This is a genomic window from Exiguobacterium sp. 8H (assembly GCF_902506255.1).
In the GTDB taxonomy this organism is placed as follows: Bacteria; Bacillota; Bacilli; order Exiguobacteriales; family Exiguobacteriaceae; genus Exiguobacterium; species Exiguobacterium profundum.
In genome coordinates this window covers 1576531-1592411 of record NZ_LR733429.1, presented here as the reverse complement: position 1 = coordinate 1592411, position 15881 = coordinate 1576531, and the positions used below count along the sequence as shown (strand labels likewise).

11 protein-coding genes are annotated in these 15881 nt (G+C 50.0%); 7 read left to right on the top strand and 4 right to left on the bottom strand.

The features are described from left to right. The first annotated feature begins 200 nt into the window (after positions 1–200). Positions 201–548 carry a hypothetical protein gene (locus tag GVY43_RS08140; RefSeq protein WP_159562829.1) on the top strand — a complete coding sequence of 116 codons (348 nt, stop codon included), beginning with the start codon at positions 201–203 and terminating at the stop codon, positions 546–548. 106 nt (positions 549–654) lie between these two features. Here GVY43_RS08140 and GVY43_RS08135 read toward each other — a convergent pair whose 3' ends face one another. Next, the gene (locus tag GVY43_RS08135; protein WP_074036024.1) at positions 655–1761 is read right to left on the bottom strand and encodes an acyltransferase; all 1107 of its coding nucleotides are present in this window, start codon (positions 1759–1761) and stop codon (positions 655–657) included. A 119-nt stretch (positions 1762–1880) separates the two neighbouring features. Then, positions 1881–3962, bottom strand: coding sequence for a heparinase II/III family protein (locus GVY43_RS08130; protein WP_159562828.1), 2082 nt, complete (start codon positions 3960–3962; stop codon positions 1881–1883). 237 nt (positions 3963–4199) lie between these two features. On the opposite strand from GVY43_RS08130, the gene GVY43_RS08125 reads away from it, so the two are divergent. Then, positions 4200–4367, top strand: a complete 168-nt coding sequence (locus tag GVY43_RS08125) for a hypothetical protein (RefSeq protein ID WP_159562827.1) — start codon at positions 4200–4202, stop codon at positions 4365–4367. 109 nt (positions 4368–4476) lie between these two features. Here GVY43_RS08125 and GVY43_RS08120 read toward each other — a convergent pair whose 3' ends face one another. Together GVY43_RS08120 and GVY43_RS08115 are read right to left on the bottom strand one after the other, a co-directional pair. After that, entirely contained in the window at positions 4477–5340 is an 864-nt protein-coding gene (locus GVY43_RS08120) for a tyrosine-type recombinase/integrase (protein ID WP_159562826.1), read from the bottom strand. Positions 5341–5354: 14 nt separating this feature from the next. After that, entirely contained in the window at positions 5355–5798 is a 444-nt protein-coding gene (locus GVY43_RS08115; RefSeq protein WP_159562825.1) for a sigma factor, read from the bottom strand. A gap of 311 nt (positions 5799–6109) precedes the next feature. On the opposite strand from GVY43_RS08115, the gene GVY43_RS08110 reads away from it, so the two are divergent. The 5 genes from GVY43_RS08110 (at position 6110) to GVY43_RS08090 (ending at position 15874) form a co-directional block, all read left to right on the top strand. Continuing rightward, positions 6110–8200, top strand: coding sequence for a heparinase II/III family protein (locus GVY43_RS08110; protein ID WP_159562824.1), 2091 nt, complete (start codon positions 6110–6112; stop codon positions 8198–8200). Positions 8201–8314: 114 nt separating this feature from the next. Continuing rightward, positions 8315–10405: an alginate lyase family protein gene (locus GVY43_RS08105; RefSeq protein ID WP_159562823.1), complete on the top strand. Its 2091-nt coding sequence runs from the start codon at positions 8315–8317 to the stop codon at positions 10403–10405. Positions 10406–10671: 266 nt separating this feature from the next. Next, positions 10672–12744: a bifunctional UDP-sugar hydrolase/5'-nucleotidase gene (locus tag GVY43_RS08100; protein ID WP_159562822.1), complete on the top strand. Its 2073-nt coding sequence runs from the start codon at positions 10672–10674 to the stop codon at positions 12742–12744. Between the two features lie 163 nt (positions 12745–12907). Continuing rightward, positions 12908–15553, top strand: a complete 2646-nt coding sequence (locus GVY43_RS08095; RefSeq protein WP_159562821.1) for a glycosyltransferase — start codon at positions 12908–12910, stop codon at positions 15551–15553. Between the two features lie 9 nt (positions 15554–15562). After that, positions 15563–15874 carry a hypothetical protein gene (locus tag GVY43_RS08090; RefSeq protein ID WP_074036034.1) on the top strand — a complete coding sequence of 104 codons (312 nt, stop codon included), beginning with the start codon at positions 15563–15565 and terminating at the stop codon, positions 15872–15874. Positions 15875–15881 lie beyond the last annotated feature (7 nt).

Genomic DNA, 15881 nt, shown 5'->3' with positions numbered 1-15881 from the left:
TTTTTCAAAGTGAATTAAATAGATTCATTGCTCTGGCGGTAATCGGGGGTTTCTTATTTTGGATTTCAGCGTTTCCTATAAAACTTGGAATTATCGTTTCTTACAGTATGTTGTTTCTAGTAATCTATTTAGTGTTGGAGTTGTTTGTTTTTTATAGAAAATTAAATATCATAACAATTGTTGGGATGATTGTTTTAATTGTGTCATTTGGTACCTTCTTAATGGGGTGGTGGAGTCTACCATCAAACAACGTGAACTCTGACAACGGTGTAATTGATTCTAAAATTATTTTTATTGTCTCCATATTGTCCATCATGATTGTGATTGGAGATTTACTGGCGACCTACTTATCCCATAAAAAATGGATCAGTCGTTTCATCACTATTTTTTGGTCTCTTGTTGGGATACTTTTGTTTATGCTCCTCATCGTGGATTCATCTTTGATAGAAGAACGTTTTAGTCAGGTGAACACTGACTTTCTATCCATTGTTGCGCTTGGCACCTCACTACTTACCATTGGAGTTAAAAGTCAGTTGCTTGAAGAATGATGTGAATGTTTGTCATACAAAATGATGAAGGTGTCTTTACTGTGGAATTACAGGAATCATTTTAAAACATACATTACAAAAGGAGCTCTTTTTGGAGCTCCTTTTGTCATGCGACTTGGTTCTTCTGTTTCTGAGAAAGGCGTTTCTTTATGATTGAACGTCCAAGCTGAATCCCTGGTCGCTCGATAACCTGATACGTGACGGATGCAATCACGCCAGAGACGACGAGCGTCACGAGGAACGTCAACATCCATACCGTCGTCACGCTATATTGCTGGGTCCACGTCTCGTTGAAGAGATGATTGACCCAATCGAGGACGAAAAAGTGGACGAGGTACAGGCTGAAGCTGATATACCCGATGTACTGCATCACCGGATGATTGAGGATACGTCCCCGAATGCCGGATAAGCCGAGAGCTAACAGACAAAAGGCGAGACCGAACAGCGCATGTTTCGGAAATGCGCTATAGACATCATACGGAGTAATCCCGAGTATGATCAGTAACGCAATTGAGCCGAACGTCATCGCATAGTGCGTTCGCACGGACCATGATTGGTCGCGCCACACGAGATACAATGTGACCCCCATCAAGAAGATTGGCAACTGGTTCGGGAACCAATAAAAGGCGAAACTCTTCACGTCCATGAATGGCTGACGCTGTTCGGTCAGGAGGTGCAGGACGATGCTGAGTACGAGCGTCGACGTTGTCCACACAATCCCTTGACGCGCTGTCTTGATCCATTTGAACAGGAACGGCACACATGCATAAAATAAAAATTCGTTCGAGATCGACCAACCGCCCGGCACGAGACTGAATAACCACTCGGGATGCAGGACGTTCGTGAACGTCAACGTCGAGACCAAGAGGGAAAGTGTCACGTCTGGATAAGCCGTCGAAACCCCGATGAATTGATTGATTAGATCAAAACTCAAGTAGAAGAGCAGTGCGGCGTAAAACATCGGTGCGATCCGGAAGAAGCGCTTCGTGTAGAAGTCCTGAAGCGGAATCTGGCGCGATACCGTATAGCGCTCCAATGAATAGAACAACGTGAAGGCGCTGACGATAAAAAAGAGTTGGACGCCGCGCGACCCTTGTATCCCGATATGGTATAACCAATCAGGCAATTGTTGAAGGGACCGTGTCGAGTGCGTCAACACGACCCCGAGGATGGCATAACCGCGAAGGGCATCTAAAAAACTGAGCTTCTGCAACTGATGTAATCTCCTCTATACATTCCTATTTTTCTTTTCGTCAAACAATCTATCACGCTGTTGACGGTATGTCTATTTGATTCAGACACTTGTGTTGAAACTGTAAAATATAGTTCTCGTTAAATTGGCACGCGAATTTGTCTCGTCTCTTTATTCGAGAGCGTATAAGTCACGATGTAGCTCGAACCGGACACTTTCACACTAGCCGACCGAATCGTCGTCTTCGACTGGTCGAGTCGGATGAGCGTGAGGTAGCGCACGTCTTTCCCGGTATTATATGAGATGACTTGTGGACGCGGCTTCCATTCGTAATCCTCGACGGCGACGAAGCTCGTGCTGTTGCGCATCGATGAATTTTTAAGGTTCAGCTGCATGAGCTGGATCGTTCGTCCGTTCGTATCACCGTAGACGACGTTCTGAGTCGCCATCGAACTCTGAAGGAGTTTCAGACCTTCGGCGAGATGGAACCGCTGCACGAACTTTGTGGTTGCGGGTGAACTGATCCGGTCGTAGACGATGAGTGTCTGTTCTCTGTCGTAGACGAGCGTCCGTCGATGCGTCGCCCCGTTCCCGATGAGCTGGCTCTCCCCAATCGTAAGAAGGGTCGCACCAAGATTTTGTACGGTCTTGATGTTGCTCTTCCCACGCATCGTGGAGCGGAGGTCGAGATTCGCCCCGTCACGGTGGACGGTATTATGGGCATCGACACCGAAGACGCGCTGACGTTCGGGGCGATTCGTATAGCCGTAGCGACCCGTCTCGATGATGAAGTCGCGGCCGAGGCCGTACAGGTCGATGCTCAAGTCATCGGCATGCTTGTGGGCACTGCTGTGATAACCGGCTGTCATCATCACCTGGGTCGCCTGATTGAACGCGCGAGGTGGAGATGCCCAGTATTCGCGCATGAAGCTGTATTGGTTGCTGATCCGTTTCGCCGTGACCGGTGGGCGTGTCCCTTCCTTCCCTTGGGTGAGGGCGAAGACGAGCTCGGGGAAATCCTCGATATGCGGAATGATCGAGGTGTTCCGTCTGACACCGGACGTGTCTCCAAAGATCGGGAGTGTCCCGTTCGGTTTGATCATATACGTCAGTTGCTTCGGCATCTGTTCGACCCGTGTCATGCTCGAAGGGAGTGAGAAACGGTTCGCTTCTGCCCAGATGAGGAAGCGGTCGAGCACGTGATACATATAGGACTGATAGCCGGGTGAATGCTCGAGGTGGACGGCGTCCGACGTGATGCTGTGGCGGATCTGTTTATCGAGGCGGCTATCTGCGAGCGTCTTCCACGTTCTGCTCCGGTCGAACTGTGGGAACGTCTGCGCGATGGCGGTGAGCGCCATGTCTTGGAATATTCCATGATTGTGATCATTTTTATAGAAGCTAGACGTTGCGAGTAACGTGCCATGGTCGTGGAGCGTCCGCAACATCAGACCCGTGAACGCCGTATCTTTATAGAGCGAAGAAGATTTATAGGCATCCCAAAAATTCAAGAGATGGAACGTCCGAATCGACGTGCCGTGGTCGTTATACGGCCAACGGTACTGTTTGTAGTTCGCAATCGGATGGGCTTTCGTCCAACTTTTAACGACCCGTCCCCCGTACTTCAAATAAGCAGTATTGCCGGTCTCGTTATACGCCTGGGTCAATTGATTGAGCACCGTCAAATAATGAATTTGGAACGGATAGGAATTGCTCGACGAGCTCGGGATGTCCCGGTGCCAGTTAAACGTATCGACGTTCGGGACGGACAATTGATATGGTTTGGACGGGATCGACCAATCCCCACGAATCGCACGGTTGGCGTAGTCGACGGCGCGCGCAGGTGTCAATTTTTCATATTCATATGGTGCGTGAAGCGGCATCTGTTTCATATACTCATGCGCGAGTCGTGCCGTTCCACTCGACTTCAAATTCGAAGCGGTGAGTGGGTCACCGAGTAAGAGCTTGGCCTGACTTTTCTTTATGTAGATCTTTTTCGTATTACTTAGTGCGATGTAGTACCAGCCGGACGTACTGACGGCTGTATAGCGTTTCGTTGTCGAATACGCTGCCACTTTCGTCAATCGACCGTTCTTCATTTCATAGACGGTCGCATTCGGGATGGAACGGATATCGAAAGGGTTCGTCGCAGCTTGGACGGAGTCTGTCGGGGTCATGCCCCAAGCCCCTACTAAGACGAGGACGAGTAATATTCGTTTCATGCATACACCTCAATAAATTTGGATTTACTTCTTTTTCAAAGTATACCATGAGGTGCGTTTATTCCCTTAATTTTCTATATCATCTTTATTTTAAATGGAGGTAGGTTCAATTTGATTTTGTCCCGACAATTAATGAAGGATTACGACGGATGCATGTCGAGTCCTCATTTGGAAAAATATGATAAAGTGAGGTGAATCGAATGACTTGTATGTCATATGCCAAAGGGGAAGATGTGAATGAAGCACGTTAGTTTGTTTTTGTTACTATTTTTTGTGACGGCACTCGTCATTTACGGGATCTCTCTGACCGCGCCAGGATTATTGGTGCCGATTGTGTATTTGGCTATCGCGGCATTGATCGGAATCATCGTGTACTTACTGAAAGTGTATATCGTAAACAGATAAGAACGATTCCGCGTCGATCAGAGGTGGTCTGGTCCCGTTCAAGCAGAAACCGATTTCCCATACAAAGAAGACCGATCTAATTCACAGGTCGGTCTTCTTCGTATGGTCTTTAATCCAACGTCAACCGTTCCACCGCATCGCGAAGATGATTCTCGCGGACGCGGATGTACCGACGTGTCGTCTTCGGCTCGGAGTGGCCAAGTAATTCAGATAACGTCGTCTCCATGACCCCTTTGTCATAAAGGTGCGTCGTAAATGCATGGCGGAGCGTATGAGACGTGACAGGATAACCGAGCACCTCTGTGGCAGCCGTCGTCAGGTGACGATTGATGGTCGTCTTACAAATCAAGGCGCCTCGTGCAGACGGGAACACATAGGGCGAGTCGACGGGACGTCTCTCCTCATCGAGATAGGTGGAGAGGACGGAGTGAATCTTGTCATTCAACGGGATTCTCCGGGGCTTTCCCGTCTTTGATTCTCGGACATAGAGTAACCGCTCCTGCAAATCGATCGCATCGAGTTTTAACAGCCGGACCTCGTTGATCCGCATGCCCGTATGGAGCTGAACGGTTAAAAACGTACGATACAACGGGACGTCGATGGCATCGATGACGGCGGACAATTGCTTAGGGGAGGGGATCTCCGCTGAATGGCGCTCGGTCACTTTCACCCGTAACTGATGAAAGGGGTTATGGGTGACGAGATGCTCGGCGATGGCCCAATCGTATAAGCCACGAAGAGCGCTCAAGTAGTTGTTGATGGTCACCGGTTGACATCCTTTGGAACGGAGCGTGTCGATATACGGCATGACGTCCTGCCTCGTTTTTAATTCGTCGAGCGTTCTGCCTTCTCCCATGATGGCTTCGAATCGGGCAAATTTGTAGGTCGCCTGGCTGACCGTGTTGTCCGATTTTCCGGTCATGCGTAAATAGTGGATGTGCTGAGCGACGGCATCTTTCATGTGTAAGGTCATCTTCCTGTCTCCTCTTACTCGTTGTCCTCACGGAGCATCCGTTGCAGTTCGGCCTTATAGGCGCGTAGTCGACTCGGCGAGTACCCGAGCGATGCCTCGGTCCCGTGAAGCATATGGCAGAGTAAGGTGAAATGGCGATTTGGTAAAGTGGATCGCTTGTCGTCTAGCCAAAGCGAGAGGGGTACTTCGCGCTGGTCGACTTGTTCTGGGAGTCGTTCGCTCGCGACCTCGTGTTGGAGCGTCTTCGCCTGTTTGGCCCGTTCGTTCAGGATGGCCCCGCGGATACGGATGAAACAGTACGTTTTCCCTAACGTCTTGCCGTCTTGAAGGGCACGCCATAGGGCGATTCGTGCCGTTTGGGCGGCATCGTCGACTTCGTTCGGATGGAGATGGAGCTGTCGGATGACGTAAAAGATCATCGGCTCCCACTCTTTGATCTGTTCGTTAGCATCTGGCATGGAGGGCTGCTTTCCCGCGCGCGTCTCAAGTTTCCTAGGTGGATACAGCATAATGGTTGTTATGCAGATTTCGCACCTCACGAACGTTGAAGTTTCGTCAGCTCAAATCAGACACAGCACGGAAATGCTGTATGGCACAACCTGTATCCCTTATCCATCGGAAGCATCGATTCTCTATAACAACCATTATAGGAGGATGTCAGGTGATGATTTGATCAAGAGGTAAATGATATCCAAGTTTTAGTTGTTTAGTATTCATTTAATGGATATAATTTACAGGGTGAAATCAAACCGGAAATGTGAGGAAAATCATGAAACCTTTGTATAGACGATTATCCATCGGGATGTTGAGCGGGATGCTCCTGTTCGCACCGATGACGACGGCTTCGGCCAATTCGGACTTCAACGTGCGCGTCGCTCCGTCGACCACGCTACACCAAATGAAGGGGAAGAAGTTGGTCCCGCTACAGAAGACGAACACGACGAAAGAATACCGCATCGTGCGCCCGTCCGGTTGGTATTACCTTGCCATGTCCGGCGGCAAACGGATCTATATCAAGAAAAGCCAGGCGGAGGTCGTTCCGGCCCGTTCGTTGACGAAAGCACGCATCCAATCGAAAACGAACCGTCCGCTCGTCCATACATACATGGGGCAGACCGAGTCCCATATCCCGTATGAGTATGACCGGCTATCGACAGAACAGGCGAAACAGTTCGCCGATCGGGCGCTCGCCGGCAATTGGTATATCCCAACGAAACCGAACAATCTGTCGGTCCCAAACATCGACACGTTCAACTGGCATAAGGACGTCCCGGCCGTGGACAGCAACTCGTTCCCGTTCCAGCTCCACTACTTGACGGTCCTCAATCAGTTGACGCAAGCGTACAATGACACGGGGGACCTCGCCTATCTGAAATATGGCGAACGACTAATCAAAAGTTGGACGAAGGCACACCCGGCCTATAACTACAAACGACTCAAGTGGGGATACAATGACCAAGGAACGGCGATTCGTGTGTTCCATTTGTTGAATTTCTGGGATGTGTATAAAGAGACGTCACTCTATCGGGACCCTGCCTTCACCGAGCTCATGTTGAAAACATTGTATGAGCATGGGGAGATCTTGGCCTCGTCCGACTTCTACAAACCGAAACATAACCACGGCATCTTCCAAGACATTGCGCTCACCGCCATCGCCCAGACGTTCCCTGAGTTTGACCGGAGTAAGGCGTGGCAATCGACCGCCAGCACGCGGCTCCAGGCGCAGATCGCCCACAGCATCTCGCCGGAAGGGGTCCACCTTGAACACTCACCTCGATATCACGTGTATGTGTATCATACGTTGTCGCGCTTTATCGAATGGGCCGAGGCTAACCAGTTCGTTCTGCCTTCACGCTCGGGCTATATCGAGAAGATGCCGGATCAGCTCACCTACATGTTGAAGCCGAATCGGACGCTCCCGATCTTCGGTGACACGACCGGGCACCTTCAAGGGATGAACATCATTCCAAAGACGAACGAATATCCGGAGCTCAGTTTCGCAGTGAGCGGAGGAGCAGAGGGCGTGGCACCGACCCTGTTGACGAAGCAAATCGGGGACCAATACAGCTTCATGCGCGAATATTGGTCGCGTCCACCTGAGGCGTTTTCGGGTGCGACACAAGTGATGATGACGGCAGGTTATCATAGCAGTGCCCACAAGCATGCCGATGACTTGAGCATCGACTTCTATGGACTGGCGCGTGACTTCATCATCGAGACGGGTCGCTTTGGTTATTCGTCACGACCTGAACGGAAGGAAGTCTTTAAAGTCGAGGCCCATAACACCATCCACCGATACGGGGAAAACTTGGATTTAAGCAAAGGCATGATCGGTCGGAGCCGTATCGTGAAGACCGAAGACCGTGGAGAGACAAGCCTCGCCATCGGAGAGAGCGCGTTGATTGGGAAAGGGGCTACGCATCGCCGCACCCTCGTCTATGACAAGGCGAAAACGCTCGTCGTCTACGACCGCATCACCTCACCGAAGCCGGACATGTTCGTCCAGCGCTTCCACCTCGGAGAGGGTCTGAAGCTATATAAAGGGACGACCGAGGCACAGAACGTGACGTTCCGAGACAGCCGCCGTCGATCGATTCAACTGATGCAGCTCGAGACGGACGAAGAGTCATATATGTCCGTTCAACCAAGTCATCTCTCGGTCCGTGATGCGGAGTGGACGCTTCGCGACCAAGTCGTCTCCATTGAATACGGTACGGACGTTCGTTACATCACACTCATGCGGATCGACCGGACGAACACCTCGATTGTCGACACGACGGTCAAGGAACAAGCTAATCAGTATGAACTCACCTATACACTTTCCAACGGCGAGACCCATACTCTCGACGTTCCAAAATGATTGAAGCCTGGCGACTGCCAGGCTTTTTTACGTGGACGATGGGAGTAGTTGTTGAATCCCACCATTTGCTAAGGTAGAATTTTCAAGTAGAACAACTGACAAGTGAGGGAACGAATGGAACATTCACATGCAAAACAGATCGTGGCTCAACTTCGGGGTTCGCTCTCGGGGAAAGCGAGCGATGGTTGGGACGTCGTCATCTCGGCAGGGACGATGTGCTATCAATGGAAGGGAAGACGGATGGTGCCAGACAGTCGGCTCGAGACGACCGAGACGGTGCGGCTCATCCGTCCATACGGTCGATATTATATTGTCCATAGAGAAGGAAGGGAAGCACTCGTCCGCGCGACGGACGTGATGCTCCTTATGACCGAACCCCTCTCGAAAATCAAACTGACGGACAAGATGGAGCGACTGCTCGTCCGTGACTATATGAAACAAAAGCGCACATTCGCTTCGTATCATTATGAACAAATCCGTGATGAACAGGCGGTTCATTTTGCGGAAGAGACGTTGAACGGAAGATGGTATATCCCATCGCTTCCGCATACATTGGCCGTCCGTGATGTTCGGACGTTCGATTGGAACAAAATGTTACCACCTGTGAACAACAACTCGTTCCTTTTCCAACTCCACTATTTGACGACGGTCAATCAACTGACACATGCCTATGAGGTGACGCAAGAGGAAAGATACTTGCACTATGCACACCAAATCATCGATAGCTGGCAGAGCCATCATCCGCTGCATGGCGGTCCGCGGGGGCGTGTAGCATACCATGCGCACGGTACGGCGATTCGAGTATTCCATATACTCCGTTTCTTTGAAGCGTATCGCCAGGCACCGATCCATCATGATGCCCGTGTGACGTGCCGCTTGTTACATCTGTTATATGAACATGCGACATTACTGGCGACCCCTACCTTTTATCGTCCGCTCCATAACCATGGGCTCTTTCAAGATATGGCACTGTTTGCGATTGCTTCCTGTTTTCCGGAGTTTGATCGCAGTGCGGATTGGAGAAGGATTGCGCGTGCGCGGTTGAATAAGCAACTCGACATTTGCCTTTCGGAGGACGGGACCCATTTGGAGCACTCGCCCGGCTATCACGTTTACGTGTACCATACGCTAAGTCGATTTAGAGACTGGGCCGATTTAAATGGATTCACGTTGCCGGAAGGGATTGGACGCATCGACCGGATGCCAAAGCGCCTCTTGCATTTCATTAAACCGAACCAAACCTTGCCGATCGTGGGGGATACGGGAGGACAGCTTCGCGGAAGCCGTTTAATTCCTCGGATTGAAACGTTTCCCGAACTAGCCTTTGCCATGAGCGGAGGGACACAAGGACAATGCCCAGAAGAACTGCTGGCGAATCTAGGCTCTCAATATGCGGTCATGCGTGAATATTGGCACCATGCAAAGCGTCCGTTTCGTGACGCCACCTATATTCTGATGACAGCGGGATACCATGGGGGTGCACATAAACATGCCGACGACTTGAGTCTCGAACTATATGGATTGGGGCGGGATTTCATCGTCGAAACCGGTCGGTATGGCTATGTGGACGGACCTGAGCGTGCGCAAGCACTACGTGTCGCGGCGCACAATACGGTACATCGACTCGGAGAAGAGCTCGACTTGTCGATCGAGCGAATCGGAGAGAGCGGAATCCTAGAGGTGAAAGAGGCGCGGAAACAGATGACGGCGACCGGAGTGAGCCGTCTGATTGGAAAAGGGGCCATTCATACTCGGCATGTCGTGTACGATAAGGCGCGAACGCTTGTCGTGTTTGATCGGATTGTTGCGCCGGAAGCGGACCTCTTTGTCCAGCGCTTCCATCTGGCACCCGGTTTGGACCTGGTATCGGGTACACCAGAAGAACACAACGTTCGATTTAAAGATGCCTCGAATCGAGCCATTCAATTCATTCAGCTTTTAAAAAGCGAAGAGGCTTATATGGCACTTGAACCGAGCCATGTATCCATGCGTGATTTGGAGTGGACTCCCCGCCAGCAAGTCGTTTCGATTGAACATGGTAGCGAAGTTCGCTTTTTGACTCTGATTCGACTAGACCGGACCGGGAAGCGTGTCGTCGATACGAAGGTCGAAGAGCGGGATGGGGTGTACATCGTCTCGTATTGGATTGAAAACGGGGGGAAGCATGTCATTCATGTGCCGTGTGAGGAAAGTCGTGACGTGTAAAGGGCAAAACGTCACGACGCTCTCACGAAGTGATGTCGTCCTTTACATAATGAGGGAATCGTTTTTTGTGGAAATTGTAAAAACCTTAAAAATCTTCAATTTGTGATTGTTTATTGGACGCGTTTCCGTTACGTTAGAACTAGAGCGATTTGTACATATAAGGGAAAAACGGACGACTTTGGGGTAATCGTGGTAAGTAAAAAGTCGAATGATGTAAGCGCTTTCTCTTGTGTGTCCTCTTCGCAAATCTGAAAGGGGAATTGGACATGACAAAGAAATCATCTCGTAAGTTGTACACAGCACTCGCTGTAGCGGCCGTATCGACTGCATCGCTCGCACCGGCTGTTGTCACGGAAGCTGCGTCGAAAGCACCAGTCGTCAAAGCGAAATCAGCGTATGTGTACGCAGGGGACTTGGATGCTGCACTCGATGCTACATATGAGGGCGCGCCGATCCATTGGTATAAATCGAGCGTCAATTTGGAGAAATTAGGTACATTCCAAACAGCTAAGGGAATCGTCAAAGGCAAAGGGAAGTACATTGAGAAACGCGTCCGCGTCCTCGATCACCCGATTGCGATTTTACCACCGAGCGAGCCACTCGTGTTCAAACAAGGGAAACCGGCACTTGGCATCGTGAAGCAACAAGTGAAATTCGCAAGTGGGACGTATGAAAAAGCAGTACGTTGGAGCAAAATCGACACGAGTGAAGTCGGCGAATTCGTCGCGACGGCTACATATACAAACCGTGGTAAAACAATCACACTTGAAGTTCCTTATACAGTAGAAGGATACAAGCTCTCGATCATGCACACGAACGACACGCACGCCGCGCTCGATCTCGCACCGAAACGTGCGACAGCCATCAAGCAAATCCGTGCAGAGAAGCCAGACAGCCTCTTGATCGACGCAGGGGACGTCTTCTCAGGATCGCTTTACTTCAACGAGTTCAAAGGTCAAGCTGACCTCAAACTCATGAACTACATGAAATACGATTTGATGGTGCCGGGTAACCACGAATTCGATCTCGGTACGGAGCAAGGACACAAAGAACTTGCTGATTTCGTCCGCTATGCAAACTTCCCGTTCGTCAGCTCGAACGTCAACTATGCAAATGACCAATACATGAAGAGCCTCTACCGTGACGAAGTTTCGCAAAAAGCGTACAACGGTCGTCTTTATGAAGGAGTCATCAAAGTAGTGGATGGCGAGAAGGTCGGATTCTTCGGTTTGACAACAGAAGAGACGGCATCCATCGCTAGCCCAGGCCCAATTGAATTCCAAAACTACATCGCAGAAGCACAAAAAGCAGTCGACGCGTTCAAAGAGATGGGCGTCGATCAAATCGTAGCTGTCTCACACCTTGGGTATAACGACAACCCGGCGTTCGACAACGACTTGTTGCTTGCTGAAAACGTAGATGGGATCGACATCATCGTCGGTGGCCACACGCATACTCGTTTGAGCGCTCCGGTCCTCATCACAGAAGGAAAAACAGAGCCAACGGTCATCGTTCAAGCGGACCAATACAGCAATTTCCTCGGAACGGTTGATGTCGAGTTCGACAAGGATGGAAAAGTCATCAAACATGCAGGCAGCTTGATTGACGTGAAAGCACTTCAACCAGATCCATACGCGGTCGAGTTGCTCGCACCATTCAAAGATGTCGTGGATACAATCAGCCAAGACCCAATCGGTGTCTCGCTCACAGCTCCACTCGATAACCCACGTGACAAAGGTGACGAAACAGCACCGAGTGTCCGTAAAAATGAAACAGCCCTCGGTAACTTGATTACAGACGGTATGCTCACGAAAGCAAAAGAATATGATGCTGCTGTCATCGGTGCCGTTCAAAACGGTGGTGGAATCCGTGCATCAATCGATGCAGGTCCTGTCACGACAGGTGAAGTGTTGACGACACTTCCATTCGGAAACACGCTTGCCATCATGGACTTGAAAGGTAGCGAATTGAAAGCGGCCTTCGAGCGTAGCGTTGGCATTTACCCAATCGAGAACGGTGGATTCCTCCACGTATCTGGATTCAAAGTGTTGTTCGACAGCTCGAAACCGGCTGGCGAGCGCATCGTTAGCTTGCAGTATAACAACGGGACAGAGTTCGTCGATGTCGAAGACGCGACGAGCTACAAAGTCGCAACGAACTTCTTCACAGCCCAAGGTGGAGACAACTATGTTGAGTTTGAAACGGCATTCAAAGACGGTCGCGTCAATGACCTCGGTCTCATCGACTGGGAAAACTTCCGCGATCACTTGATCAGCCTCGGCGAAGAAGTCACACCTGCTGTTGAAGGACGTATCGTCGACGTCAACGCAGCTGAATAAGACAATCATTGATTACTTTCGGACGGATCCAGGAATGGGTCCGTCTTTTATATAGGAAACTCGGGTGTATACATTTGTCATCAAATTGCGACCGACATATAACTCTGTTAAGATACGATAAGATGAAGAAATACTGATTACTTAAAAAAGGTGGAGCGGACGTATGGATGTAAAAGCGACGCTGCGGGATGTGCAAGCGCACATTGCGTGGTTGAAAGAAGAAAAAGAACGGGTCGACCGGAGAGAAGCATTGAACGGAGATGACTTGATCACCCTTGAGGACCTTCCTTCATTGTCGAGACAGGCACAACGCCCGCGTCTTGACGATAAATTGTTTGAAGAACAGCAAGCTAACTTAAAAACGGAACTCGAATCAGCTCGAGCGCGACTCCCGAAACAAGATGTGACTCGTATCGCATCGAATGGGAGCAATTTTTATGAGAAGGCGGACGTACAAGTGGCATTCGTCGGTCCGGTCAAACGAGCGAAAGAGTTAGAGCGGCTTTGTCATGTCCATTTATTTGAGAATGTGACGGGCTTCTTAGAGCTGGCTGAAATCGAAAAGATTGATTTCCTTCTCATCTCGGCCGCGCTAGTGGAAGATGAGACGACCGCATTCCACCACATGGGTTCGCCGCGTTCACACTCACGTCACTGGTTGGAGAATTTGATTCGCAAAGCCAAACAAATTGATGTTCGTGTCGTGTTTGAAACTACTCTCGATACGAATCACTACGATCGTTTCTCCTCACTCGCCGCTCAGTGTGACTATATCTTTACGGGAAACGAGGAGCGTGTGACGGATTATATCGAAGAAGCCGGACATGAGCGCGTTTTTGTCATCCGTCCGGGAATCGACCCACTTCGCTTCAATCCAATCGGAATGACGCATGTTCAGTCGGATTCGGTCGTCGTCACGAACCGTTTCCCGGTACAACGTTTCGCAAAAGACTTGGAGACACTCGCACAAGGTGTTCGTGATGCGAATAAGTCTCTTTATGTAATTCGCGAAGCGGATGAATCGAAGGTGTCGTTCGCACCGAAATCACTTCAAGATGTCCTCGTCCATGGGGACCAAGAGGAGATCGAGGCGTTGAAAGAAACCTCGAACTGGATTCTTCACGTCAATGAAGTGAAAAACAGTCCGACGATGAGTGCGCAAGCCATCTATGAGGCACAGGCACGGGGGCAACTCGTCTTGACGAACTACAACGTGGCCGTCAACAACGATTTCCCGAACGTATTCATCGCGACGAGCGCATTGGATGCACAAGGGATTTTAGAAATGTTCGATACAGACGAAGAGCGTCTCGAGCATCAGCTATCTGGTGTCCGTACAATCTTCTCGAACCATACAATTTATGATCGTTTCAACGAAATATTATTCGTTCTCGGCATTCACCACGAAGTCCGTCGTGACGTCCTCGTCATCGGTCGCGGTGACGTGACGGCGACGCGTGAGCAGTTCGAGCGCCAATCGTATCCGCATAAACGTTTTGTCGCAGAAGCGGATTTACAAGAAGTCGATTTACGCACAGCCGACTTCGTGACGGTATTTGACGACCGTTATCACTACCTCGACTATTATGTAGAGGATATGGTCAACGCCTTCAAATACACGGACGTCGCTTTCGTGACGAAAGGGCAGGACGTTGTACATGAATTCGTAGAGGGATACGATGACGTCGCGTTAACGATGTTTGCGGCAAGCCACCTGTCGCTTGAGACGCTTCGGGACGACCAGCGTATCGAGGGACAAGGCTATGCCATCGATCATTTCGAACTGCTCGCGGCAGATGACGTACTCGTCCCGAACGAACCGGGCGACTATGCGCTTTCAATGATCGTCCCGATTTATAACAACGGTCGTTATCTCTACAACAAATGTTTCTCTAGTCTTCGCCGTAGCTCGATGTTTGAAGACATGGAGATTTGGCTCGTCGACGACGGTTCGACGGACCAAGAGACGATCGGCTATATCGAACGCCTCGTGCGGAAGTATCCGAACGTCTACACGTACTCATTCAACGACGGAGGCAGCGGCAGTGCGTCGCGTCCGCGAAACAAAGGCGTCGAATTGGCAACGACACCGTACATCGCTTTCCTTGACCCGGACAATGAAGCGGTCAACGACGGCTATGCGGAACTATTCCGTATCATGAAAGAGAATGACGCGCTTGACCTCGCAGTCGGAAGTATGTTGAAGCTTGCGAACCGTGAGGCCATGATTGAGCTAGACGGCCTTGAAAAAGATGGTGTTCGCGTCATCGAAGACCCGAGAGCGTACTTGCTCGAGCACAACTTCAAAGTACAGAGTATCCAGACGATGGTCATCAAAAAAGACTTCATCCAGAAGCACGATTTGAAACAGGTCATCGGTGCGGTCGGGCAAGACTCGCTCTTCTTCCAAGAGATGTTCCTCAGCGCAGGACGCGTCGCTCTTCTCGACTTGACGATTCATGATTATTACGCGGCCGTCGCCGGTTCGACAGTCAACACGATCACGAAGAAGTACTTTACGAAGTGTGTCATTCGGGAGACGGCACGGGCAAAAGCATTCGCCCGGGAAGGTGTACTCGATCAATACCGTTCCACACGATTCGAACGCTTCTTCTCGATGTGGTATTTGGTCTTCTTACGCCGAAGCAAACCGGAAGAGTTTGTCGACAATGCCGGTATGCTTTATGAAATCATCGAACAGTATCGTCCGATGGAATTAGAGACGCCGATTGTAAAACAATTCGTCGACTTATATGAATCAGGACAAACAGAAGAATTGAAGCGTCTTTACTTTGACGCATACTTGTGAGGTGAGAGCATGAGCAACGAATTTGAAAAAGAAATCGGATTGTTGAAACAACGAATCAAACTGCAGGAAGAAGAGATTCGTCATTTGAAACATGATGAACGTCTATTACGTCAAAAGCATCGACGACTCGTTCAAAAGTATGGAGATCTTCTGTACACGTTTGAATGGACCGTGAAGACGTTCGAGAAGAAAGAGCAAGCGCTCAGTGACTTGAAACGTAAATATGATGTGTTGAATCAGAAGTATCGTCGTCTTGTGCAATCGAAAGCCGGAAAAGCGATTTTGAAGGCACAGGCGGTTGCACGACGCATTCGCAAATAAAGAATCG

Bases quoted from the DNA above. Each gene is read 5' to 3' on its own strand.
- GVY43_RS08130 (WP_159562828.1), bottom strand. From the start codon at position 3,962: ATGAAACGAATATTACTCGTCCTCGTCTTAGTAGGGGCTTGGGGCATG.
- GVY43_RS08125 (WP_159562827.1), top strand. From the start codon at position 4,200: ATGAAGCACGTTAGTTTGTTTTTGTTACTATTTTTTGTGACGGCACTC.
- GVY43_RS08120 (WP_159562826.1), bottom strand. From the start codon at position 5,340: ATGACCTTACACATGAAAGATGCCGTCGCTCAGCACATCCACTATTTA.
- GVY43_RS08115 (WP_159562825.1), bottom strand. From the start codon at position 5,798: ATGCCAGATGCTAACGAACAGATCAAAGAGTGGGAGCCGATGATCTTT.
- GVY43_RS08110 (WP_159562824.1), top strand. From the start codon at position 6,110: ATGAAACCTTTGTATAGACGATTATCCATCGGGATGTTGAGCGGGATG.
- GVY43_RS08105 (WP_159562823.1), top strand. From the start codon at position 8,315: ATGGAACATTCACATGCAAAACAGATCGTGGCTCAACTTCGGGGTTCG.
- GVY43_RS08100 (WP_159562822.1), top strand. From the start codon at position 10,672: ATGACAAAGAAATCATCTCGTAAGTTGTACACAGCACTCGCTGTAGCG.
- GVY43_RS08095 (WP_159562821.1), top strand. From the start codon at position 12,908: ATGGATGTAAAAGCGACGCTGCGGGATGTGCAAGCGCACATTGCGTGG.
- GVY43_RS08090 (WP_074036034.1), top strand. From the start codon at position 15,563: ATGAGCAACGAATTTGAAAAAGAAATCGGATTGTTGAAACAACGAATC.